This window comes from Dictyobacter sp. Z7_2, assembly GCF_057551105.1.
In genome coordinates this window covers 411340-433617 of record NZ_BAAJPE010000001.1, presented here as the reverse complement: position 1 = coordinate 433617, position 22278 = coordinate 411340, and the positions used below count along the sequence as shown (strand labels likewise).

Annotated in this window: 23 protein-coding genes and 1 pseudogene; 12 read left to right on the top strand and 12 right to left on the bottom strand. The window is 49.0% G+C overall.

Going from position 1 to position 22278, the window contains the following annotated elements; translation table 11 throughout:
• Positions 1–9: 9 nt before the first annotated feature.
• Positions 10–687 carry an FMN-dependent NADH-azoreductase gene (locus tag AC27N8_RS01695; RefSeq protein ID WP_487063298.1) on the bottom strand — a complete coding sequence of 226 codons (678 nt, stop codon included), beginning with the start codon at positions 685–687 and terminating at the stop codon, positions 10–12.
• Between the two features lie 143 nt (positions 688–830).
• Here AC27N8_RS01695 and AC27N8_RS01690 point away from each other — a divergent pair, with 143 nt between their 5' ends.
• From AC27N8_RS01690 to AC27N8_RS01680, 3 genes are all read left to right on the top strand, one after another.
• A complete protein-coding gene (locus tag AC27N8_RS01690) occupies positions 831–1241 on the top strand; it encodes a winged helix-turn-helix transcriptional regulator (RefSeq protein ID WP_487063296.1) in 411 nt (136 codons plus the stop codon).
• Positions 1242–1322: 81 nt separating this feature from the next.
• Entirely contained in the window at positions 1323–2030 is a 708-nt protein-coding gene (locus tag AC27N8_RS01685) for a TetR/AcrR family transcriptional regulator (protein WP_487063294.1), read from the top strand.
• 80 nt (positions 2031–2110) lie between these two features.
• On the top strand, positions 2111–2557 hold the full coding sequence (locus AC27N8_RS01680) for a cupin domain-containing protein (RefSeq protein ID WP_487063292.1): 447 nt from the start codon (positions 2111–2113) through the stop codon (positions 2555–2557).
• Positions 2558–2652: 95 nt separating this feature from the next.
• Here the strand turns inward: AC27N8_RS01680 and AC27N8_RS01675 are convergent, their stop codons facing one another.
• On the bottom strand, positions 2653–3219 hold the full coding sequence (locus AC27N8_RS01675) for a redoxin domain-containing protein (RefSeq protein WP_487063290.1): 567 nt from the start codon (positions 3217–3219) through the stop codon (positions 2653–2655).
• Positions 3220–3600: 381 nt separating this feature from the next.
• Here AC27N8_RS01675 and AC27N8_RS01670 point away from each other — a divergent pair, with 381 nt between their 5' ends.
• Positions 3601–4599: a hypothetical protein gene (locus AC27N8_RS01670; protein WP_487063288.1), complete on the top strand. Its 999-nt coding sequence runs from the start codon at positions 3601–3603 to the stop codon at positions 4597–4599.
• Here AC27N8_RS01670 and AC27N8_RS01665 read toward each other — a convergent pair.
• Entirely contained in the window at positions 4583–5047 is a 465-nt protein-coding gene (locus AC27N8_RS01665) for an SRPBCC family protein (protein ID WP_487063286.1), read from the bottom strand. The two genes, AC27N8_RS01670 and AC27N8_RS01665, sit on opposite strands and share 17 nt — an antisense overlap.
• A gap of 121 nt (positions 5048–5168) precedes the next feature.
• Positions 5169–5399 (bottom strand): annotated as a pseudogene (locus AC27N8_RS01660) (hypothetical protein); the annotation flags it as partial.
• Positions 5400–5685: 286 nt separating this feature from the next.
• Between AC27N8_RS01660 and AC27N8_RS01655 the strand changes: the two are divergent.
• A complete protein-coding gene (locus AC27N8_RS01655; RefSeq protein ID WP_487067890.1) occupies positions 5686–6294 on the top strand; it encodes a chloramphenicol phosphotransferase CPT family protein in 609 nt (202 codons plus the stop codon).
• Positions 6295–6454: 160 nt separating this feature from the next.
• Here AC27N8_RS01655 and AC27N8_RS01650 read toward each other — a convergent pair whose 3' ends face one another.
• From AC27N8_RS01650 to egtB, 4 genes are all read right to left on the bottom strand, one after another.
• Complete coding sequence (locus AC27N8_RS01650) at positions 6455–8047, bottom strand: DHA2 family efflux MFS transporter permease subunit (protein WP_487063284.1); 1593 nt, start codon at positions 8045–8047, stop codon at positions 6455–6457.
• A complete protein-coding gene (locus AC27N8_RS01645) occupies positions 8044–8727 on the bottom strand; it encodes a TetR/AcrR family transcriptional regulator (RefSeq protein ID WP_487063282.1) in 684 nt (227 codons plus the stop codon). The genes AC27N8_RS01650 and AC27N8_RS01645 overlap by 4 nt, the downstream gene beginning before the upstream one ends.
• Positions 8728–9247: 520 nt before the next feature.
• Positions 9248–10228 carry an L-histidine N(alpha)-methyltransferase gene (egtD, locus tag AC27N8_RS01640; RefSeq protein WP_487063280.1) on the bottom strand — a complete coding sequence of 327 codons (981 nt, stop codon included), beginning with the start codon at positions 10226–10228 and terminating at the stop codon, positions 9248–9250.
• Between the two features lie 5 nt (positions 10229–10233).
• Positions 10234–11529 (bottom strand): ergothioneine biosynthesis protein EgtB, encoded by a 1296-nt coding sequence (gene egtB, locus AC27N8_RS01635; RefSeq protein WP_487063278.1) that lies wholly within the window; start codon positions 11527–11529, stop codon positions 10234–10236.
• 479 nt (positions 11530–12008) lie between these two features.
• Here egtB and AC27N8_RS01630 point away from each other — a divergent pair, with 479 nt between their 5' ends.
• Positions 12009–12506, top strand: a complete 498-nt coding sequence (locus AC27N8_RS01630) for a cupin domain-containing protein (protein WP_487063276.1) — start codon at positions 12009–12011, stop codon at positions 12504–12506.
• A gap of 200 nt (positions 12507–12706) precedes the next feature.
• Positions 12707–13753, top strand: coding sequence for a helix-turn-helix transcriptional regulator (locus AC27N8_RS01625; RefSeq protein ID WP_487063274.1), 1047 nt, complete (start codon positions 12707–12709; stop codon positions 13751–13753).
• A gap of 65 nt (positions 13754–13818) precedes the next feature.
• On the opposite strand, the gene AC27N8_RS01620 is transcribed toward AC27N8_RS01625, so the two are convergent.
• The 3 genes from AC27N8_RS01620 to AC27N8_RS01610 are packed head-to-tail and all read right to left on the bottom strand — an operon-like array spanning position 13819 to position 16145.
• A complete protein-coding gene (locus tag AC27N8_RS01620; RefSeq protein WP_487063272.1) occupies positions 13819–14496 on the bottom strand; it encodes an ABC transporter ATP-binding protein in 678 nt (225 codons plus the stop codon).
• Positions 14497–14500: 4 nt separating this feature from the next.
• A complete protein-coding gene (locus AC27N8_RS01615) occupies positions 14501–15397 on the bottom strand; it encodes a hypothetical protein (protein ID WP_487063270.1) in 897 nt (298 codons plus the stop codon).
• On the bottom strand, positions 15390–16145 hold the full coding sequence (locus AC27N8_RS01610; RefSeq protein WP_487063268.1) for a hypothetical protein: 756 nt from the start codon (positions 16143–16145) through the stop codon (positions 15390–15392). The genes AC27N8_RS01615 and AC27N8_RS01610 overlap by 8 nt, the downstream gene beginning before the upstream one ends.
• 249 nt (positions 16146–16394) lie before the next feature.
• Between AC27N8_RS01610 and AC27N8_RS01605 the strand changes: the two genes are divergently transcribed.
• Genes AC27N8_RS01605 through AC27N8_RS01595 form a run of 3 tightly spaced genes read left to right on the top strand, consistent with a single transcriptional unit; the run spans position 16395 to position 19295 of the window.
• Complete coding sequence (locus AC27N8_RS01605; protein ID WP_487063266.1) at positions 16395–17045, top strand: response regulator transcription factor; 651 nt, start codon at positions 16395–16397, stop codon at positions 17043–17045.
• A gap of 2 nt (positions 17046–17047) precedes the next feature.
• Positions 17048–18496 carry a sensor histidine kinase gene (locus AC27N8_RS01600; RefSeq protein ID WP_487063264.1) on the top strand — a complete coding sequence of 483 codons (1449 nt, stop codon included), beginning with the start codon at positions 17048–17050 and terminating at the stop codon, positions 18494–18496.
• Positions 18483–19295 carry a hypothetical protein gene (locus tag AC27N8_RS01595; RefSeq protein ID WP_487063262.1) on the top strand — a complete coding sequence of 271 codons (813 nt, stop codon included), beginning with the start codon at positions 18483–18485 and terminating at the stop codon, positions 19293–19295. The genes AC27N8_RS01600 and AC27N8_RS01595 overlap by 14 nt, the downstream gene beginning before the upstream one ends.
• Before the next feature lie 54 nt (positions 19296–19349).
• Here AC27N8_RS01595 and AC27N8_RS01590 read toward each other — a convergent pair whose 3' ends face one another.
• Positions 19350–19946 (bottom strand): TetR/AcrR family transcriptional regulator, encoded by a 597-nt coding sequence (locus AC27N8_RS01590; RefSeq protein ID WP_487067889.1) that lies wholly within the window; start codon positions 19944–19946, stop codon positions 19350–19352.
• Between the two features lie 132 nt (positions 19947–20078).
• Here AC27N8_RS01590 and AC27N8_RS01585 point away from each other — a divergent pair, with 132 nt between their 5' ends.
• Positions 20079–21023, top strand: a complete 945-nt coding sequence (locus AC27N8_RS01585; protein WP_487063260.1) for an alpha/beta hydrolase family protein — start codon at positions 20079–20081, stop codon at positions 21021–21023.
• A gap of 82 nt (positions 21024–21105) precedes the next feature.
• Positions 21106–21987 (top strand): TIGR03560 family F420-dependent LLM class oxidoreductase, encoded by an 882-nt coding sequence (locus AC27N8_RS01580; RefSeq protein WP_487063258.1) that lies wholly within the window; start codon positions 21106–21108, stop codon positions 21985–21987.
• Positions 21988–22278 lie beyond the last annotated feature (291 nt).

Here is a 22278-nt window from a genome sequence, read left to right as displayed (position 1 = left end):
TTGTGGCGATCAAGCGACCCGCAAGGTTGCGATCTCAGCCTGATCTGCGGTGAGCGAACGCTGCCTCTGTTCGTCGTCCATATTGGTACCTTCCACGCGCACAAACGTGATGTCACGTGCCCCAATGAAGTTCAAGATAGTTGTAAGATAACTCTCCTGATGATCCAATGAGGCAAAAGGGGAAGATTCGTTATAGATAGCACCACGAGACGAGGCAATGATGAATTTTTTGTCTGCACAGAAGCCCTGTACGCCCTGCGGCGTGTAGCGGAAGGTCTGTCCGCTAATGACAATACTGTCGATCCACGTTTTGAGTTGGCTTGGAATGGTGAAATTGTACATCGGAGCACCGAGCACAATGATGTCGGCATCCAGGAACTCACGGAGTACTGCCTCGATGGCTAAAAAATCCTGCTCAAGTTGGAGGGCCTCTGCTTGATTGTCTGGTGCGAATGTGCCTTGAATCCGCCTGGCTGTGACGATCAATGACTTATCCGCTAATACTGTTTGAAGTCTGCGTTCCCAGAGCGCAGGCGTGAGCTGGGGAACAGGCGTCGCTACAAGATCTCTATAGGTGATTTCAAGATCAGGTGTGGTGCGCTTCAGTTGAGCGACGATACTGGCCGTTAGCTGTCGACTTACAGACTGCTCACGGTAAATGCTCGCATCGAGATGTAAAAGTTTCATGTATTACTGTCCTCCTGACAACAGTTTGTACTGTAGACATAGTTGACGATCACCATCCTCTGATTGATGGGTCGTTAGTAACTTTTTGTTCGTTATGCTAAAATAATAATCTACAAAGAAAGATCGCACAAGGAGGCACTATTTTGAGCGATACGCACATTCATGTTCGTGTTGAGAGTTCTTCTCACGAGGAGAATTGCCTCACGTTGGCGCAGGCGGATAATCTTCTGGCGCGCATTGGCGACAAGTGGACGGTGAAGGTAGCCATCGCGCTCTCGCAGGGGCCAATGCGCTACAATCAGCTCTTCAGGCAGATTGGCAGTGTCTCACAACGCATGCTTACACTGACGCTCAAAAACCTGGAGCGTGATGGTCTGGTCTCGCGAACAGTGTACCCGACGACTCCGCCTCGGGTAGATTATGAACTGACCGAGCGAGGGCATACACTGATCGAGCCACTATCAGCTCTCTGGAACTGGGTTCAAGTTAATCAGGCCGCGATTGAAAATGATCGCCTTGCATTTGATACACGCAGCCAGAAAGTGGAAGAGTAGTAACTGTTCCATCTTAATTGTCAGTGTCATGGGTGATGATATGGTCTTGCAAAATTCTTTCAGGTATGGTATATTGCTTGCATGAGCAAGCAATATGATAAAGCGAAGCCTTTAGAGGAACAACAAAAAACGAAAGAGCGTATTATCGCCGCAGCCTCCAGGGTGTTGGCTGAGAGAGGCTATGAGGCAACCACGCTCCGTGAAATCTCACGCGAAGCCCAGACTGCTCCTGGACTGGTGCATTATTACTTTGGGGGCAAGGATGAACTGCTCGCCCAGGTGTTGCAAGCGACTGGCCGGCGTTTCCACCAGAGAATGGAATACCTGGCTCAGCAGATGTCGACTGATTGGTCTCTCGATGTGCTTTTGACGGAACTGCGTGAGCGGGTCGACCTGGAGCCAGACGTGTATCGCTTGCGCTACGAATCGTTTGCGCTTGGCCTGCACAATCCCATTCTTGCGCCTAAAGTACGAGAACGACTGGCCCGGCGGCGCAGTGAGATTAGCTCGGTTATTACAATCGCACTGGAGAATATACACAAGAGCGAGAGTGTAGAACGTTTCTCGCTTGATCCAACGCTTCTGGCAGCGCTGCTGCTCGCTCTCTTTGATGGGCTGGCTCTGCAAAAGATCATGGAACCAACCTTTGATCTGGAAGCCGCCTATCGCTTGCTTGCTCAGGTACTACATGATTTGCTGAATGGAGCTTCTTTGGGGCACGAAGCCCAGGCGGTTGTCGATCTGCCGGAGAGTGACGTTCTGGAAACAGAACAGAGATCAGTGTCGTGATCGGAATAGCTTTGAAGAACGTTGCTTTTTTTTGAGTTTTATTGCTTGTGCGAGCAAGCAATAAAAGAAAGGATACTGTTATGAGTGTCGTTGTACTGAAGCCGGGTGAAGGACGGATAATCTCTCTTGGTTCTATTCAAATGATCGTTCAGGAGGACGGAACCCATACGCGGGAAACATTGGGCGTCGCGGAATTTGCCGTGCCACCGCATGCTCCCACGCCGCCACCCCATATCCATCACGCACATGAAGAGGTTTTTTATGTCCTCGAGGGGACACTGGAGTTTCTGGCAGGCGCGGAGACTGTACGGGCTGGTGCGGGAACGTTTGTGATGGTGCCGATTGGAGCCCTCCATACCTTCAGCAACCCAACGGACCAGCCTGCTCGTTTCCTCAATACATTTACGCCTCCGCGCTACATCCATTACTTTGAAGAGATGAGCGCACTTCTCCAGGAAGGTGTGGCCCCCAATGCACCAGAGATGACTGATCTGATGGCTCGCTACGATACGGAGGTAGTGTTGTAACCTTTTTATTCTGGATTGCTTACCAACGGGTGACTAAGAGTAGTGTTGGACACTGGCGTCCAACACTGCTGACAATCGATCGAGGAAGTTTCTCGCTACTTTGCGCGGTATGGATAGTGCGATGTTTTGTCGCCTTCCCAGTTTTCGCGCAAGCCGGGCGTGGATGGATCCCAGTCCGGTCGTATCTTACTCATCACGGCGCGTAAATCGAGGCGGAGCTCGTCGGGCGAGGGACGTCCCCAGAACCAGTAGCCATTGTAGATTTTGTTGACTATCAGTCCAGGCTCAAGCACCAGGGTATGAGGGATCATTGGATTATGGAAGGGGTCTGTGTATTCCTGGATCTCCAGATCCTGTTGCACCTTACGCCCGCTGTCTGACAGAAACGTCCACTGTGCGCCGACCGCATCGCGAAACTCATTCGTCTCCAGGATGTTATCTGTGGAAATAGTGACAATCTTTGTGTACGCGACGGCAATCTTGGAGTAAAATGCAGCGAGCTCCAGGTGCTGCTGATGGTCTTTGGGGCAAAAATGTCCACGCGAGAGAATCAGGATCAGCGGATCAATTCCTTGCAGTTCGCTCAGACGACGACGCGTTTTTGTATGATCGGTTAACTCATAGTCAGGGAATTTTGCCCCAGGCACGATATCTGCACGCATAAGCTATCTCCTTTACGACTCCGTGATACTACCAACATGTTGTATAAGAAAATACATTATAACCATAACAACAACAAGATTATTCGCTAATATTCCATTCATTTTTTGTAATAGGACCAGCTCTCTACAAAAATGTAGAGTCTTTTCGCTTAACCAGCAGATTTCTCATCTTATTGTCAATCCGGCTACTCATGCCAGAGCTGTTTGATACGTAAATTATTAATAATTAGAATATAGTTTAAAATGATATAATAGTGTCTATATAAATTAAATGCTGAGCCTAATCCCTTCAAATGCACTCTGGCAGAAAGTTGGCATTCTGCACCCGGCGGCTAGAGAGAGCCTCCGTCGGTTTCTGGCGCAATGAGGTATGAAAAAATAATGGAGAAAAGTTCAACAAGAGACTATGCTATTCACAAGCGTTTGCTTATCGTGTTTCTCTTTGGCCTGCTCCTTGGGAGCATTCTATTCATCACGCTGACTTCTTTATCTCCCTTCGGGTCGATTTGGAGTGTTTACAGGTCGGTTCCGGACCCCACGACTGCACGACACTTCTCGTATCAATACTACTACCAAATAGTGCCCTATGTGATAATACTGCTCACCCTTCTAGGTTTGGGCTGCATTGCGGCATTGATTCGTGGGAGAAAAAGCTCGCATATCATTGTGTCGGCCTTGAAGGCTGGCGTGTTCACGTGGCTTGGTGCAAGTTGCTATCCATTCTTTTTCGCCTATCAATCTGACTTTGAGGCAAGTACCGCGTGTGCACAGCAGCACTACTGTCACGGAGGAGCGGGAGTAATCTCCCTTCTGATCACCGTCGTGCTGTTGATTGGACTTCTTCCTATAATTCTCGGTGCTCTGATTACGGGCTTGATCATGAAACGTCAGCTGAGGGAGAGCGAAAGGCCGCTTGAGGGAGGACGAGGAGAGAGAAAGAGCACTCTGTCTGTCTCTGTTCTGCGTTTGCTACTCGCCTTCCTTTTTGGCTTGCTTCTCTACTTTATTGCAGCAATAGCGACTTCTCTTTTCGTCTACTATAATACGACGGATATCTTTTATCTTTTTCCATTTTGTATTGGAGTCGCCGCCGCACTCCTGGAAGGGAGACGAGGCAACGCTCGTGTTTTCCGGGCTCTGGCGATGGGCCTGGCTACCTGGTTGGGCATCGGTTGCTATTATGTGTATCACGCACATATAGAAGATGTTGCGCACGAAGCCTCTTGTATACTACATTACTGCTACCCTCCTTTCGAGGCAGGAAGTGGTGTGGCCATCGCAGTGATGGATCTCACGACTGGAATGGTTTTTGTTATCATCGGGACGCTGATAGTGATATTTCTGATGAACGTGTGGGTGAGGTTCAATCTTCTTCGGTAGCTGCCTCCGCAACCTGTTGCAAGTAGCTATTGCGAACGCGCAACAGCCCTTTCATATAGCGTTTGAGAAACAGTACCTCTGCCATTCTCCCAAGAATGCCTAGAGGAGCAGCGAATGTGAACAGGTCAATCATGAGAGTTTCAGATGACTGAGGAATAAATTCATGAATATGTATGATTTCTTGAAAAGCTCCCTGGATCATTTCATCTGTGAAACGATATGGTCGTTCATAGGTGGTAATCTTTGAGGTGAGATGTTGCTTGATGCCAAAATGTACCGCTTCCCAGGTTACGGTATCACCAAGTTTCATCATACCTGATGTTACACCCGCAATTGGTCGCTCATGGGTGTGTGCAACCGAGTGACTGTGCAAGTCGACGTTGAGCGATAGATCGAAACATCGCTCAGGCGAAGCTTTGATAGATGTTTCTAGTCGAATAGTAGTCATCTTTTAAAATCTTTCTGGCAATTTTCTCTGGTAAGAGCGCAAAATAACGTATCATGAAAATCATCATCTTAAGATGATTATAGGAGCTTTGGAGCATTTTGTGCAAAGTGCCAGAAGTGTTTCATGATACTGCTATATTTGATGGACTCGGGCAAACTGAAAGATGGCGTTGGTTGCTTGAACAGAGCCTCCCGCATTCCGCGATGGTGGTATCGTTGGCGACCCGTGCAATGGCATCCTGGAGGAGACGAACCGTCAGGGTTTCTTTGCTTAAGATGATCCCGAGCCCCATGTCTGCGAGCCGTTGACCGGTCATGGCTTGCTCTGGCGTTTGTGCGATGGTGATTGTGGGGACTCCGTAATAAAAACTTTAATATCTTGACTCGCAGCGTGCAGGAAGGTGTTCATCTGGATGAAATGTTCGTTGATGCGTCTCTTCCTCGCTTTATGCTATGGGGCGCTTTTCTTTTAGTATGGCACATAGCTCTGCCGATTTCAAGCACGTTTATTGATGAAACAGAGCTTTCCTAATCTCAGAGATCTTAGAAGCAAACGAGAGTAAAAGGTGTTGATTGATGAGCCATAAACCACCATTTCGTGCGTCCGAGAACCGTGGACCTTTTCAAGAGATGGAGGGGATGCCACCCGGGCAGATTGTTATTTTGAATGGGACGCCGCGATCAGGGAAATCCAGTATTGCGCAGGCGATTCAGAACACATTTGAGGGGGTGTGGATGAATCTGGGCGTAGATGGTTTCAAGCAGATGACTCCAGAGCGTTACCAGCCTGGGATCGGGTTACGGCCTGGGGGTGAACGCCCTGATCTGGAGCCTCTGATTGTGATTCTGTATCGCGGCATGTATGAGTCCATTGCGGTACATAGCCGCCTGGGGCTTAATGTTGTGGTGGATGTCGGGCATCATGATGCCTATGCCGTTCCACGAGAGATTCTCCCCATGTGTGCGAGGATGCTGGCGGATCTGCCCGTGCTGGTGGTGGGAGTGCGTTGCCCTCTGGAAGTAGTTGTGCAGCGGCGGCGTGCGACCTGGTCAGTTGATCTCTCCAAAGATGGCTCTGTGCCAGAACCGGTACGTTTATGGCAGCAAGCTGTCCATGTGCCGGGAATCTATGATCTAGAGATTGATACATCGGCACTCAACCCAGAGCAGTGTGCAAACATCATCCGGCAGAGACTCGAAGAAGGTCCTACGCCATCGGCGATCCAGCGCCTTGCGGCGCGTTCATAAATTCGGTAGGCTTGTTGGTAAGCGATCCGCATTAGATGTAGCCTGGGCGTGCATACCGATCTTTTTGATATCATAGAAGTAGTGAAACATCCTTCAGAAAATCCTGAAGGATGTTTTTGATGATGAGGTCGTTGATATCGTGTGCCGAGGTCACCTGTTATTATTCACTGATGACCATCTGAGGTTCTGGCGTGACATCTTCACCTCGTGCCTTTGCCAGTTTGTAGGCTTCGATCGAGGGATCACGCCCAAGGAAGGCGGCCAGGAGCATACAGATGATGCAGACGATGGCGATGACCAGGAAGGTATTGTCCAGGCTACTGGTAATCGCATGCTGCGTGACACAGGTGCGTATGAGTGTTTGGTTGAATGTTGAACCACCTGCTTGTACACATGTGGCTGCGACACCACTTAACTGATGACTGGCGACTCCTGTTTTTATCTCATTTCCAATCGTGGTTCCATAGTTGGTGGATTGCTGGGTGAGATAGGTGGTCAATAAGGCGACACCGATGGCTCCTGCAACCTGGCGGGCGACGCTGACCAGGGATGACGCTTTGGCCATGGCTCTGTTACTGACAACTGAGAGCGCCAGGGTTTGTAATGGTGTGTTCAGCAAGCCAAGCCCAAACCCACGGAAGATAAGCCAGATCTGAAGGGATGCACCAGTGGTGCCGATCGTGAGCTGTGTCAGGCCGAACGTGCCTACGATGGTGACGATGAAACCTATGATCACCAGGATGCGTGGTCCAGCTCGATTGTATAGCGCACCAGAGAGCGCCATACCGACACCGGTTGCCAATCCCTGACTGATTAAAATCTCGCCTGCGGTGAGGGCACTGTCTCCTTGCACATTCTCAAAGAAGAGTGGGAGCAGGAACAAGCCACCAAAGAGGACGGCCGTGACAATCCACATCAGGACATTTGAGATGGCAAATGTATAATTCTGGAAGAGGCGTACATCGATCACAGGATCGCTGGCGCGTAGTTCTGCGATGACGAAGATGATTAAGATAATGACGCCGCTGATGATAGAACCTACGACCAGTGAGCTTCCCCAGCCTTTTGAACTGGCTTCGGTGATGCCATAGGTGAGGATGGTGAAACCAACCATGGAGAGGATGAGGCCGATAAAGTCAAAGTTACCTTGAAGCCCCTTGGAAATGGTGCGTTCCTGACTGGCAAATTCGGCCGCTCGTCCTGGCAAGACAAGGAAGCCCAGAATGAGGGCAATGATCCCGATCGGAATATTAATGGTAAAGATGGCGCTCCAATCAAATGTGGTGCTTAAATAGCCACCAATGGTCGGCCCGAAAGCTGGAGCCATAATGACTGGGATGCCAATGACCGCCGTGACTTGTCCACGTTCAGCTGGCGGGAAAATGCGATAGATGATGGCGAATGTGACTGGCAACAATGCACCACCACCAATGCCCTGAAAGACACGTGCCGCAATCAACAACTCTTTGGTAGGAGATAAGGCACAGAGCACAGAGCCAAGCGTAAAGAGCAGCAATGAGACCATGAAGACTAGCTTGGTCCCGATACGGTCTGAGAGGTATCCAATAATGGGAATCACAGCCGCTTGCGAGAGGAAATATGCTGTTGCGACCCAGGTAATCGTATCATAGTCCGTGTGAAAGGCGTTTTCCATTTGTGGTAACGTCACGCTTACAATGCTGTTATCGAGAATGGCCATAAATAGACCAAGCGAAACGACTGCGGTAATACGCCATCGTGTGCCATTGTTCATATTGGTTTTCCTTCGGGTGAATTGAGAATTCCATAGAGTACTAAATGCGTGATTTGCTGACGCATGAAGGCGAGCTGCTCTGTACTATCAGAGGTCTCACCCGCAAAAAGCCAGGCGTAACGTGGGCGGTTGAGCAGGTGGGTCGTAAACATGTCGCCAATCAGGCTGATCAGAAAATGTATGTCTAGCTGTGGGTTGATAATACCCGCTTTTTGTCCGCAACGGAGGAAATCGCCCATGCAGTGTATAGATGACCTTTGCTGTATCATCTCATCATCAATGATGCTGAGAAATGTCTGCCAGTGCCCGGCGGCTTCCCAGGCCATAATATGGAGCATGCGGGGATTTTCAGTAAGAAATGAGTGGTAACATTCAAAACTCATTTCGAGAAACAGGCGGATGCGCTCAACATTCATTTCGTTGCTACTGTGCATGAAATGAAGCATTGGCTCTGAAAACATGACGTACATGCGTGCCTTCAGACGTTTGATAATGGCTCGATAAAGTTCGTGTTTATCGCCAAAGTAGTGAAAGATCAGACTTTTGTTGTAGCCTGCTTTGGCGGCAATGGCGTCCACACGTGCGCCCGCAAAACCTTCCTCAGCGAATATGGCTTCAGCCGCTTCCATAATGGCTTCACGTGCGACTTCGGCGTCGCGCTCACGTATGACTTTTTTCATCTCTCTCTGTTGCCTCGTTGCCTTCTAACTGATTGGTGTGTTTAATCAACTAACTGGTTAGATAATAACAAAGAGATATGCACATGTCAAGCGCAGTACTCTGTCAAGATACATAAGGACGTTGCCAGGCAAAGAAGGATGTCCCCTTGCAATTCGCTTGATTAGGCGCTCAGGCTAGCCGACGTAGCGGCGCGGCTCCGCCGTGCTGTCACTGGACGCACGAAAACGTCCCACCGTGGGGAGGTTATCTCGATGGAACCCCCATGTGGAGCGTAGTCGTACGAGTCACAGACAGCACGGCGGAGCCGCGCCGCTACGTCGGTGAGCGTCTCACCCCATTGGGATGCTCATCTCCAATGCAACATCGGTGGCAATGACCTTTGATGTCCCACTCGACGTACGCTCAGGCACGCGAGCGTTGCTCGCCAAGATTGTGCAGTCTCGTACGTCGAGTGGGACATCGCACGCGAGCGTGCGACGCTACGGTGTCCTCGCTGCGCTTAACACTGGTCAGGCTTGTTCAGACGACAGAGAGGTATTGGATGCTGAAGAAGTGAAGAGGATCAAGCCAGACATCTTCAACATGAAAACCCGCTTCACTTGCCAGCTGCGCAAAATCATCCAGGGTGAACTTATAAGAGCTCTCGGTCCAGATGCTTTCTCCTTGTTTAAACGTGATGGTCTTCTCTCCAAGATGGACCTGTTGCTTTTGTAAGCTTCCCAGGTGCATCTCGATACGACCAAGCACAGGATTGTAGAAGGCATAGTGGCAGAACCGGTCAAGTTGAAAATCTGCCGATAATTCTTGATTGATGCGCGTCAAGAGATGAAGGTTGAATTGTGCAGTGATACCCTCACGATCGTTATAGGCGCGATGTAAGATGTTAAAATCTTTTTTAAGGTCCACGCCGATCAGCAATCCGCCTCCCTTGCCACACTGCTGAGCGATGGAAGCAAGAAAGCGAATAGCGGCGTGTGGATCAAAATTTCCAATCGTTGATCCGGGATAGTAAGCGACACGGCGTGCTACAAATCCTTGCGGAGATGGCAGCGCAAAATTGCTCGTATAATCTGCGCAAACTGGAAGTATCTCTATCTGAGGATACGTGGTCGCCAGCTCCTGAGCAGTATTGAGCAGGTGTTGTTTAGAGATGTCGATTGGTACATAGGCTGTCAGGTTCTCCATGTGATCGAGCAGTTGGCGTGTCTTGACGCTGCTTCCACTGCCATACTCAACGAGCATACACTGTGGACCTAACTTTGTCGCAATCTGCTGCATGTTGCTTTGCATGATGGAAAGTTCGGTGCGCGTTGGATAATATTCCTCAAGCTCGGTAATCTGATCGAATAAAAGCGAGCCAGTTTCATCGTAAAAGTATTTACTGGCGATCTCTTTGAGCGGTCTTTGTAGTCCCTCTAAGATATCGGAGCGGAACGTATTCAATCTGGGCGCGAAATCATAGAGTTTCGGTTGCTGTGGTGGGAATGATTGAGATGACACGCTGATTATACCTCCCGCGCCAGGCGAATACCTGAAAATTGCCAGCGCGCATCGGGAGGAAAGAAATTGCGATATGTGGAGCGGATGTGCGTGTTGGACGTTGCACATGAGCCACCGCGCAACACAAACTGATTACACATGAACTTCCCATTATACTCACCAATCGCGCCTGGAGCCGGCTTATAGCCAGGATATGCGAGATAGGCGCTTTGTGTCCATTCCCAGACATCTCCATACATCTGTGCCGGCTTGCTTGCCTCAGAAGTGTCCTGTAATGCAAGCGGATGGAATTGGGCATTCTCGACGAAGTTGCCCACCATAGGAACATCCTGCGCGGCAATTTCCCACTCAGCCTCGGTAGCGAGTCGAGCGTTCGCCCAACGCGCATATGCATCGGCTTCGAAGTAACTGATATGGGTTACAGGCTCATCTGGAGAGACTTCGCGAAAACCACTTAAGGTCATCTCATACCAGCGATCAGCTTGTTTTTCCCAGTAAAGTGGCGCTTGCCAGTCTTCGGTTTGTACCGTACTCCAGCCACTGGAGAGCCAGAGCAAAGGATTCTGATAACCTCCGTCTGCAATAAAATCAAGATACTCTTGATTGGTAATCAGGCGCGAACCAAGCTGATAGGCCTCGACGAATTCACGATGCTTTGGACCTTCGTTGTCGTAAGCAAACGCATCGCCTTCATGGCCAATCCTGAAAATGCCTTCGCGATAATTTATCCATTGCAGGGCAGGTATCGCTCCTGTCTCTACGGTCCTGGCTTTGTAAACAGGATGCAATGGATTACTTGCAAGCATGTGTTTGATGTCTGTGAGCAGCAATTCTTGATGCTGTTGCTCGTGATGGATCCCCAGCGTGATAATAGGTGCAATCTGTTGTAGTTGCTGATCATCACAGTGTTCCAGCAAGTGATGAATGTGCTCGTTGACGTACTGGCGATAGGCGTATGTTTCCTTGACAGTGGGACGCGTAATGAGGCCGCGTTTCGCACGGCTGTGGCGTTCACCAATCGAGTTGTAGTAAGAGTTAAAAAGATAGTTGTATTGAGGATGCAATGATTTGTATGATGGGAGGGCCGGCTCTAAGACAAAGGCTTCAAAAAACCAGGTGGTATGAGCTAAATGCCATTTCGTGGGGCTAGCATCAGGCATTGATTGCACGACGTAATCTTCGATTTCCAGCGGCTCACTAAGCTGTTCTGAAAAAAGACGGACGGTATGAAAACGTTGCAGCAGTTCCTGACGCGGTGACAACTGCGTGAACGACATCTGTTCCTGGATATCTTTAACCATGATTGATCTCCTCATTGCTAGTTCTCTCTACGGTTTACTGTGGAGTATCATCTCGTGATGGCTCCTGTTTACAATAACCTCCTATCAACGACGCTCGATTGCTTTTTCAGCCATAAAAAACATCCTATGCGCTTACATAGGATCTCCGTTTATCATTGTACATCATTACAGCTCTATTCAGCTATTGCAATTTCCGGGGAATGAGCGTACAGGTAGCCGAAAACCGTGTAAGTGAAGGTTCCCTAAGCCAGATGGAATTGAAGAGGGTGGCATGGAGCCAGCAACGTTCTGGTCTGATCCGTGCATTTTGCACGGATATTCTTGACTTAAGGCAGCTTTTCTGGTAAGTTAAATACGTGTAAAATGCACGCATTTAGTAGAAGCATCAATATGTTGCCACGGAACATACTATGGAAGCTGCTTTTATCCTGAGAACCGGTGATAAATAAGAAGCTGTACGAAAACGAGGAGAGAAACAGATGAGTCTTGAGAAGAATCCTACTACCGGTCAGGTCCTTGAACACTTTGGCCCAACCTTAGAGTTTCTGACAGCGCCGCAAGATGATCACACTGATTTTTGTGTATTAAAGGGAGTATTTCCTCCGGGTACGAGTATTCCACTTCATGCTCATCCTGACACCGAGGACTTTTTCTTGCTGGCTGGCGAGATCGAGGCTTTGAAGCAGGATGAGCAAGGCTACACATGGGTGACGGCGCAGGCGGGTGATTATATCCATGTACCTGTGAATTCACCACACGCTTTGCGTAATGTTGGTAGCCTGCCGGTGATTTGTTTAATCATCACGACCAGAAGGCTCGGGGAATTCTTTCAGGAGACGGGGAGATCTATGACTGAGGCACTTCAACCTCCGAATCCCGAAGCGATGGCGCGTATCGCGGTTGCAGCGGCTAAATATGGTCACTGGCTGGCAACGCCTGAGGAGAACGCTGCGGTTGGCATTAATGTGAGCGTCTAGCGGACCAGCTTAGCGGGCTACCGGGCGGTTTCCAGGCTGTGTATCCTCAGCCTTGTAGACCGCTCCCATCCTGCTCCTTCCTATTACTATACTCAACGTTTGAAATCTATCTTTTTTTGTATATGGCTGTCTATGATTCGTTTTATAATTGTGGCGTAAGAAAGAAAAAGTATAGTATGCCACAGTGAAAGGATTCATAGATGAATGAGGAAGCTATCTCCCCTATAAATGAGCGATTACGGCAAGAACGTCTTCGACATGGATGGTCGCAACAGTATATTGCGGATCGTCTGGGTATAGGTGTCGTCACAGTTAATCGTTGGGAACGAGGCAAGCAACGACCAACAGCCTACTATCGTCTGAAACTGAGTGCTCTTTTTGAGAAAAATGAGGAGACTCTGGGTTTTACGGAAGAGCTATCTGAGCAAGCTCCAAATAGTGATGATGCAGAAAAGATTAATGATGCATATGATGATACATATATAGTAGATAATGTACCCCTGTTAGTACAAGAAAATCTTCCCTTATTCCATTTCTCTTCTCTCCGTACACAATTGTGGCAAGGGAGAAGAACCGTTTTTTTCCTGCTCTTAGTCCTTGCCCTTATGCTGATAGGAACGCCTATCGTTTTTTTTATCACGCACTCTATGGCGACGCAATCGAATATCTCTCCTCAGGAACGCTCATCGCTGGCAACTCGGCCAGGAACCGTGCTTCTGAATGATCCACTCACAAAAGCTGGCGGAGGAAGCAAATGGCAGGAAGAAGATAAGGTCTGCTATTTCAGTCAGCAGGCTCTCTATATTGACTCAACCGGACCTAATTATTGCTCGGCAAATGTGCAACCATTTAACAATGTGGCCTATCAAATCGAGATGGTCATAGTGCAAGGAACGTGGGCAGGGGTGAATTTTCGAGCCAATGATAGCACAGATATGTATTACTTTGCGATTAATGTCCATGGAGGGTACGAAGTGGATATCCTTGGGCCGGGTGCATCACATTCGATACTGGATCAGGGGAGCAGTTCAGCGATCAATGCGGCCTATGGGAGAATCAATCTCTTAAAGATCGAGGGGAATCAGTCTTTATTACGCTTTTTTGTCAATGGCCACCTTATTATGTCGAAATACGACACAACTTTTACGGAGGGCTATCTGGGAATATGCGCAGGCTACTATAACGATGCCTTAATGGATATTGTGACCAGGGCTTTCTTTCGAAATGCGCTTGTATGGCAGCTTTGAGAATTGAGCTTGACTCGCTTTCGTGGGTCAAGCTCAGATCCAATCAGAGGCATCGCCCATGGCTCTCAAAAAGTGGGGAGGCGGAGAGCGTTGGGGGTCGAGCTGCGCACCACGGTTAAAATCCCCGAATCCATTTCACACACGGTATCACAAAGCATCTCGATGTCCTGGGCGTTGTGGCTGGCAAGTAGAATGGTCTTCCCTTGATGACGTAGATGCAGGATCAGCGCTCTCATGTCTGCGCAGCTTTGCTTGTCCAGACCATTGAAGGGCTCATCTAAAATCAAAAGGCGAGGATTCTCCATGATCGCCTGGGCTATTCCCAGTCGTTGACGCATCCCAAGTGAGTATTTGCTGACTGGCTTTTTGGCGTTGGGATCGAGTCCTACCAGGGTCATGGCATGTCGAACGTCCGCATCTGTAATCCTGCGGCGGAGCGATGCTAATATTTGCAGGTTTTTTCTGCCTGATAGTCCCGGCAAGAAACCAGGCGTTTCGATAATGAGTCCGAGATCGTCTGGAAAGTCGATATCCTTGCCGACGTGTTTATTGTAGACAAGCACCTTTCCTGTCGTGGGGAGTAGAAAGCCACAGATACACTTCATGAGTACCGTCTTCCCGCTCCCGTTATTGCCGACAATCCCATGAATCTGGCCTTCCTCAAACTGATGGCAGACATCATTGAGAATACGATCCTGTCCAAAAATTTTGGAAACATGCTCGATGTGAATGGCGATGTTCATGGCTTTAATTCTCCGTTCCAGTGAAATGAAAATTATAGGTACGCATGGCACGAAATGCTATCCAGTAGCAGAGAAGTATCAATACCAGAAAGATGACGCAACTTTGCCACAGGAGAGGGAGTAGATCATATCCAAAATTGTGCATGTCATAGGTGGCTTGATTGAGTGGAGAGAGCCAGCCTACCGCTACGTTCGCTTTGTACATGAGCTCATCTGGCAAGTCAAACAGCGCTTTGATAAATTGTGGGCTGAGTAGGAAGCCATATAAGCTGAAGATGAAATTTCCTGCGACTCCCCAGAATGATCCTTTGATGATGTTGAGTACCAGCATCAGAAAAGCGGTGAGGAGCGTATAGAGGAGCATTAATAAGAAAATAACTCCCATGCAGGCGTATGGTGTGGACATCTCTAATGTTTTCACGGATACAGGTAGCAGGAGCGCTTTACCAGCGTCCGAGTAGCCGAGGATTGCCGCTGTCTCACTCCATATATTGCCAACAAAAGAATTTTGTAGGGACAATAGCACAGTGACACAGAGGATGAAGAAGAGGTAAATGCATGTTGCCAGTATGACATAGCACGCCTGTCCGAGTAGCCAGATGTTACGATCAATGCGCGCCAGGTAAAAGGGAACACTCGCGTTCAGAAAAGGGATATCTACGAACAGTAGCACCAATAGCAATGAGGACAGCAAGATGGAATTGCTATCGCTAAATGTCCAAACGAACGCCTCTACCAGTTGTGTGGTCGTTTTATACTCATTCGCAAACACGACCATTTTGTTTGAGAGTAAAAAGCAGAGAATGAAGGCCAGCGCGAAGGTAATGAGAATGCGCGGATTTTTGTGCCATCCAAGAAAGTTAGATGTGGCAATGGTACCAACTTGTCTGATTTTATGCATGTGAGAGTTTTTTCCTTGCAAAGATAGTGAACGCTACACTGATAAGGAGGGCGACTCCTGATAAAAACAGCGTGAGTCCCCAATCACCGAGTATCCAAAAGTGGGAGGGATTTAACCATTCTTTTGGATACATAAAGTAAAATGTGTCAATGTATCGTTCATAAATGATGATAAGAAGGTAATAAAGAATAAAAGGTGAGGCATAGGCCATATAGCGGCTCTTTGTGACGCTCGCTACGGTAAAGCCAAGCAGGGACCAGAGCATGCCAGAGAAAAAGAAGACAGATGCTTTTTCAAGCAGGGCAATGGAAAATGATCCGACTTGTGTGAATGTCGTTTCCATGGGCATGAAGAGGAGCGTGAAGAGAAGATAGGCGAGAAGTATGCCGGTGAATAGCACAAGTCCACCAGAGATTGCACAGGCGATAAGCTTTCCCTGGATATAGGTACTTTTGCCAGTACGAGGCAAAAATTGTTTGATAAAGCCGCTCTGTACGTCATCTACAAAAGCCGGAGTAAAGGGAAGGGTGCAAAGAATCGGTACGGCTAATACCACCGAATCTGAGAGGAGCGTATTGAGCATGAGCTGTACATGGTAGCTGTCCGGTAGTTGTGGACTCTTTGCCAGGGTTGTCAGGATGTTTTCGAGCGAGGCAAGCGCGATTACCGCTGTCATGCCAAGCACACCAGCCAGAAATCCTCTGGAAAGAATGGCGCGTCGAATATCGGAACGAATGGTATAGAGCATAAGAAGCCTTCCTTATTGCATTGCATGTGAGTTTGAATATCTAGCATATAATCCGCTTGCTTCATCCCTGCATAAAAGTTGTATCAGAGTTGTAATCTGGAAATCCGTGCTCGCAGTACGTAAGTCCAGGTACATCGCAGGGAGATACAACTTTGTTACAATTGAGAGGCAAAATAGATGCTGTTGCGGGAAGGCTCTGTTTTGGACAAGTCACAGCCGCGTAATGAAATAATGGTGGGAGACACACTCATGAAAATGTTGATTGTAGAGGATGATATCGCTGTCAATGATTTGATTCGCATGAATTTCCATGATGCAGGATTTCTCTGTACGTGTGTCCATGACGGATTGGCTGCTGCCGATATGTTGGAAACTGATCGTTTTGATCTTGTCTTGCTTGATATTATGTTACCTCATGTCGATGGGTATGAACTCCTGGAATATATTCGTCCACTGGGTATCCCTGTAATTTTTATCACAGCCAAAAGCGCGGTCCCCGATAGGGTCAAAGGATTAAATCTGGGTGCGGATGATTATATTATGAAGCCCTTTGCGTTGGCCGAGCTGACTGCCAGGATAGAGGCTGTATTACGACGCTATAACAAGGATCAAAAGATCTTGATTGTAGAGGATGTGGTGATTAATACGGAGGCACGCGTTGTGACGAAGCAAGGAGAACCGGTGGAACTTACCTTTAAAGAATATGAATTGCTTGTGATGCTGGTGCGCAATAAGAATATTGCACTCTTTCGGGAGACTCTCTTTGAACGTATATGGGGATCAAGCTTTATGGGCGATACAAGAACGCTGGATTTGCATATCCAACGTTTGCGTAAAAAATTGGGTTGGGAAGATAAAGTAAAGACGGTGTATAAGATTGGTTATCGACTGGAAGTGTAATCGTGTTTTTTGCGCTTAAAATTTTTATCTGCACGGTTGTGGCGGTAGCGCTTTCCTTTGCAGCTGGCGGGTACTTATTCATTTCCTCGAACTTTACAGCGGCGAAGGATCGAGAGGTGCGTCTGGCACTTGATGAACATCTTTCGCTGCAATATATGCTTGAGTCGGCCCTTATCACGCAAGAGGTGCAGGGGAAAAAGATTACAACTGATGTGATGCTTAGCGCTGTGCAAAGTGTTGCATTAAACTTTCGACAAAGCTGGCAGGGTGGGAGAGGCATTGTTGTCTACAACAGTAATGGTGTAGAAATCTATCCTGAGCCAGGAAAGCAAGCGCCACATCTCAGGGAATTGGCATCCTTGCGGTCTGGCCAGGCCGTGTATGCGATTGAGCAGGATGATGAGATAGAGACTCTCTCGGTGACTGGATTGTTTCCGTATGGATCGGATAGAATTTATCTGAGTTATGATCAGGATATCAGCGATGTCTTCAGGCAAAGAGATGAGCAAGTGCACGCGTTTATGCTCTATCAGGGGATCAATATCCTGATGAGCGCCGCACTGGCTTTTCTGATCGCATGGCTGCTGACGCGCCCGGTGCGTGGACTGATCCAAACCAGTCGTAGAATTACAACGGGAGATTATGAGCAGCGTGTAGATATTCGCTCCTCTGATGAAATTGGAGAGCTTGCTAATAGTTTCAACATCATGGCAGCATCCGTAGAAAATAAGATCAAAGAACTGCAACAATCCTCCCGCGTCAAGGACGATTTTATTGCCAATTTTACTCACGAACTCAAGACGCCGATGACGTCCATTGTTGGTTATGCCGATATGCTACGCTCCAGGCAATTGGACCCGACCACGGCGTTTAAGGCCGCTCACTATATTTATAGCGAAGCCAACCGTTTAGAATCGCTCTCACTGAAAATGCTGCATCTCCTGCTATTGGATCAACATACGTTTCCTTTTGTTCCACTCGATAGTGTGGAACTGGTAGAGTATATTGTGCAGATTGCTTCGCCCTCCTGTCAACAAGCTGGTATTACGCTCAAGGCTGTGGCTGAGGACGGTTTTATTCTGGCAGAGCCTGATCTCCTGAAGACCTTGCTGTTTAATCTGGTGGACAATGCACGCAAAGCATCTCCCACAGGGAGTACTGTCGAGTTGTCAGGCTGTCGGGATGGTGAACGATATACGATTACCGTGATTGATTATGGCCGAGGGATACCGCAAGCAGAACTGAGCAAAATCACTGAGGCATTTTATATGGTAGATAAGTCTCGTTCCAGAGCACAGAATGGCGTGGGATTGGGGCTAACCATTGCCAATCGCATTGCCTCAGTGCATGATACGGTGTTGCAATTTGATAGTCATGTGGGAGCTGGTACCAGTGTCACTATCAGTTTGCCGTTTTACCATGTGCAGGAGGGGGACGATGAAGAAGAATAGAATGGTCAGGTACATGTGCGCGCTGCTCGCCGCTGGCGTCCTGGTCGCCTTCATTGCGTTGATGCCTGGTGTACTGCTCAATCAGATAGGAAGTAGTACGTTAGGTGTCCCCTATACGGTGAGTAATGTGAACTATACCTCGCAGACCGAGGGAACTGATATTGTGAGCCAGTCGTCACCGCAGACGGTCAGATCCATGCGACAATTGACAGAAAGAGTGCAGCTGTTTCAAGAAAATATATCAAAAAGTACACTCTCCCGAGAATATGCCGATGGAAGTATGGGGATGAGGGAGGCAGTCGATGCCAGTATCAAACAGATAACTAATCTTTTAAAGAAGAATGCATTTTTGCCGCTGGATGACTTTCCTCAGGCATATACTGTGAGTGCCGAACCAAAAACGGTGACGAATGGCTCTGGAAATCTGATCCTCCACTACTGGAATATTGACTTTGCGATCAAAGCTGAGCTGTCGACTGTTCAGCAGGAAGTTACTGTTTTATTGGATGCTCAAACGGGTATGATGCTGTCTATTGAGGCAAATAAAGCCAGCGGTGATCCGACAGTCGATCTGGTGAATAGCGCTGAGACGGTCGCACAGGGAATGTCTCTGCCAGGTAGGCTGCTTTCGGTGGAGCAGCAAGAGAATCCTCAGACGGCTCTCTGGGGTGTGAACGCTTCATCGTTGATTATTCGCTTGCTGATAGCGAAGCGTACTCAATGGACAGTCTTTGAAATGGCGATGGGTATATATGATGGGACACCGTTGTCGCCATTGCCAGTGCCTCTTCTCACCTAACCTCTTGTCAAAACATTGCAGGACGCGTCGGTTCATCCGACGCTACGTTTGGTATCAGGTTGGGGGAGATTGGAGGAGTCCTGCAATGAGTAGCCCGACCATGCGGCGGGCATTGTAACGCGGGTCTCTGTCAGCGCCCGCGCAGAGGTTGCCAATGCCATACATCAGTTCACGAGCCTCAATATCGGTGCTGATCTCGCCAGCTGCAATGGCGGCGTTGAGCAACTGAGCACAAACAGGCACAAGGCGGTCAAGGAAGTAGGTGTGCAACGCGCCGAAGCCAACGGTGTCGGATCGCAGGACTGCGGCGAGTCCATGCTTCGTGACGAGAAAATCAACAAAGAGGTTGACCCACTGAGAGAGGGCTGCGTGCGGCGAGCTACTATTTGCTAGCAGGGCCGGACCAGCTTCGGCGCAGGCCTCAACCTGATGACGGTACACAGCAACAACGAGATCTGCTCGCGTTGGGAAGTGGCGGTAAATTGTTCCCATCCCGACGCCAGCCGCCGCTGCGATGTCACGCACAGGTGCCTCAACACCGGATTTAACAAACACGGCGGCTGCGGCGGTGAGCAATGCCTGCTCATTGCGCTGCGCATCGGCCCGCTTCTGCCGGGTTGGTTGCTCTGCTTCCTCGTCGATGGTGCTCATCGCTTCATTCCCCTCCTTAGACAACAAAAAAGCTCCTTGACAAACGGAACATCGTTCCGTATAATTGGTATTGGAGCAGTGCTCCGCTTCTCTATTGTACCATATCACTATTCCTTAAAGGAAGATCTTTTTATGAACAAATCAGATAGAGCGAAGATAGATGTGGCTATGAGCACATCAACTCCCGTCATCTCGATGAAGCCAGTCGTGTTATCTGCTCCAGATCGTGGCGAGGATTTGCAGGTGAGAGTGTCTGCACCCGCCGTTGGGAGCGCATTACCTGTGATCATTTTCTCTCACGGCTTTAGCGGGTCGCTGGATAGCTATGGACCGTTGGTCGACTTCTGGACAGCTCACGGCTTCGTGGTCATACAGCCCACGCATCTTGACTCAAGAACACTCAACCTTCCACCTGACGATCCTCGTACACCACTGATCTGGCGTTTCCGCGTCGAGGACATGAAGCGCATTCTCGATGAGCTTGATCTGCTTGAATCTTCTGTCCCCGGCCTTAGTGGGCGCCTCGATCGAAGCCGTATCGCCGTAGCGGGGCACTCCTGGGGAGCTCAGACGGCGAGCATGCTGCTGGGGGCGCGCGTCCTCGATATCAATGGCGGAACGGAAGTCAACCTGTTCGACGCACGAGTCAAAGCTGGCGTGCTGCTTGCCGTGCCTGGTCTGGGCAGAAACGATCTGACCCCGTTCGCTGCCGAGAACTTCCCGTTCATGCATCCGAGCTTTGCAGACATGAGCACGACAACCCTCGTCGTTGCGGGAGATCAAGATCAGTCACTCCTGTCTGTGCGAGGACCGGACTGGTTTACTGACTCATACTTTTTAAGTCCAGGAGCCGAGAGCCTCCTGACGCTATTCGGGGCAGAACACTCGCTTGGTGGAATCACAGGGTACAACGTCAGGGAAACAACAGACGAGAATCCCGAACGCGTTGCGCTGATCCAAAGGCTCACGTGGGCTTACCTGCGCAGTGCGCTCGATCCTGAAGATTCCAGTTGGGCAGCAGTACGTACGGCTTTGATGGAGGGCTCCAATCCACTGGGTCGCATTGAGTCAAAGTGAAGCTTTAAAAAGCCAGATTATGCTTTACCGCTTTCTTCCGGGAAACGATCAAGTATTCAGAAAAAGAGGAAAAGAGAAGTAAATGAGTAAATCAGTACATTTCGGTATTCAAACTGCGCAACAGCATGTCAGCTACCAACGATTGCTTGAGATCTGGTCAGAAGCAGACGGCGAACCCTTGATTGAGCATATGTGGCTCTTTGACCATTTTATGCCTTTGAGCGGAGATACAAATGGTCCCTGTTTTGAAAGCTGGACCATGCTCGCAGCACTTGCCGCACGGACAAAGAGGGTACGTCTGGGGCATCTGATGACGGGCAATACCTATCGCCATCCCGCTATTCTGGCCAGACAAGCCGTCACGGTGGACCATATCTCGAATGGAAGGCTCAATTTTGGTATTGGGGCTGCCTGGCATGAAGAAGAACATCGGGGTTATGGCCTGGACTTTCCTAGCGCAGGTGAGCGAGTTAGACGGCTCGATGAAGCCTGCCAGGTCATTCGGCAGTTGTGGACGGAGGCTACTCCGAACTTTGATGGTCGTTATTATCAATTACACGATGCTCATAGTGAACCGAAGCCCCAGCAAAGCCCGTTTCCTCCGATCTTTATTGCCGCTTCAGGCGATAATATGCTGCGGGTCGTTGCCAAACATGCAAATGTGTGGGTTTCTATGGCCCGAACGCCCGAGGATTTTCGTGAGAAGAGTGCTCTCCTGACGCAGCACTGTGAAGCGATTGGACGTGATCCCGGCACGCTTGAAAGCCTGGCCTCCTTTTTGATCAATCCTGCTGATACGGATTTTCATCAAGCACGTGAGACGGCACAAAGCTTTATTGAGGCCGGAGCAACCCATATTGTCGTGAATATCGGTGCATTCTACCAACAAGAAGAGATCATCCCACATGTACTTCAAGAAATCATCAAGCCACTCACGCAGAGCGATGAACGTATATCAGCTTGAAACGATTTTGATCTCCTCATTCTCCCCTGGATGATCCAGGAACGCTTCCGGGCGGCTTTCCAATCAAAGCCGCCCGGAAGCGTTTGTCAAAGACGAGCAGTGGCGATCCACCGATCTCCTGAAAAGCAATAGGTACAGGGGAGACCAGATGAGCAAGCTATGTGAACTCTGCATGAAGATCGGCTAAGGATTTACAAATTTGATACAACTTGTGTACTCGCGTGATGCAACATCCCGTTATCGTTTGATTTGACGTTTGGAGATAGATGTCATGTAAAAATCGAATGACCT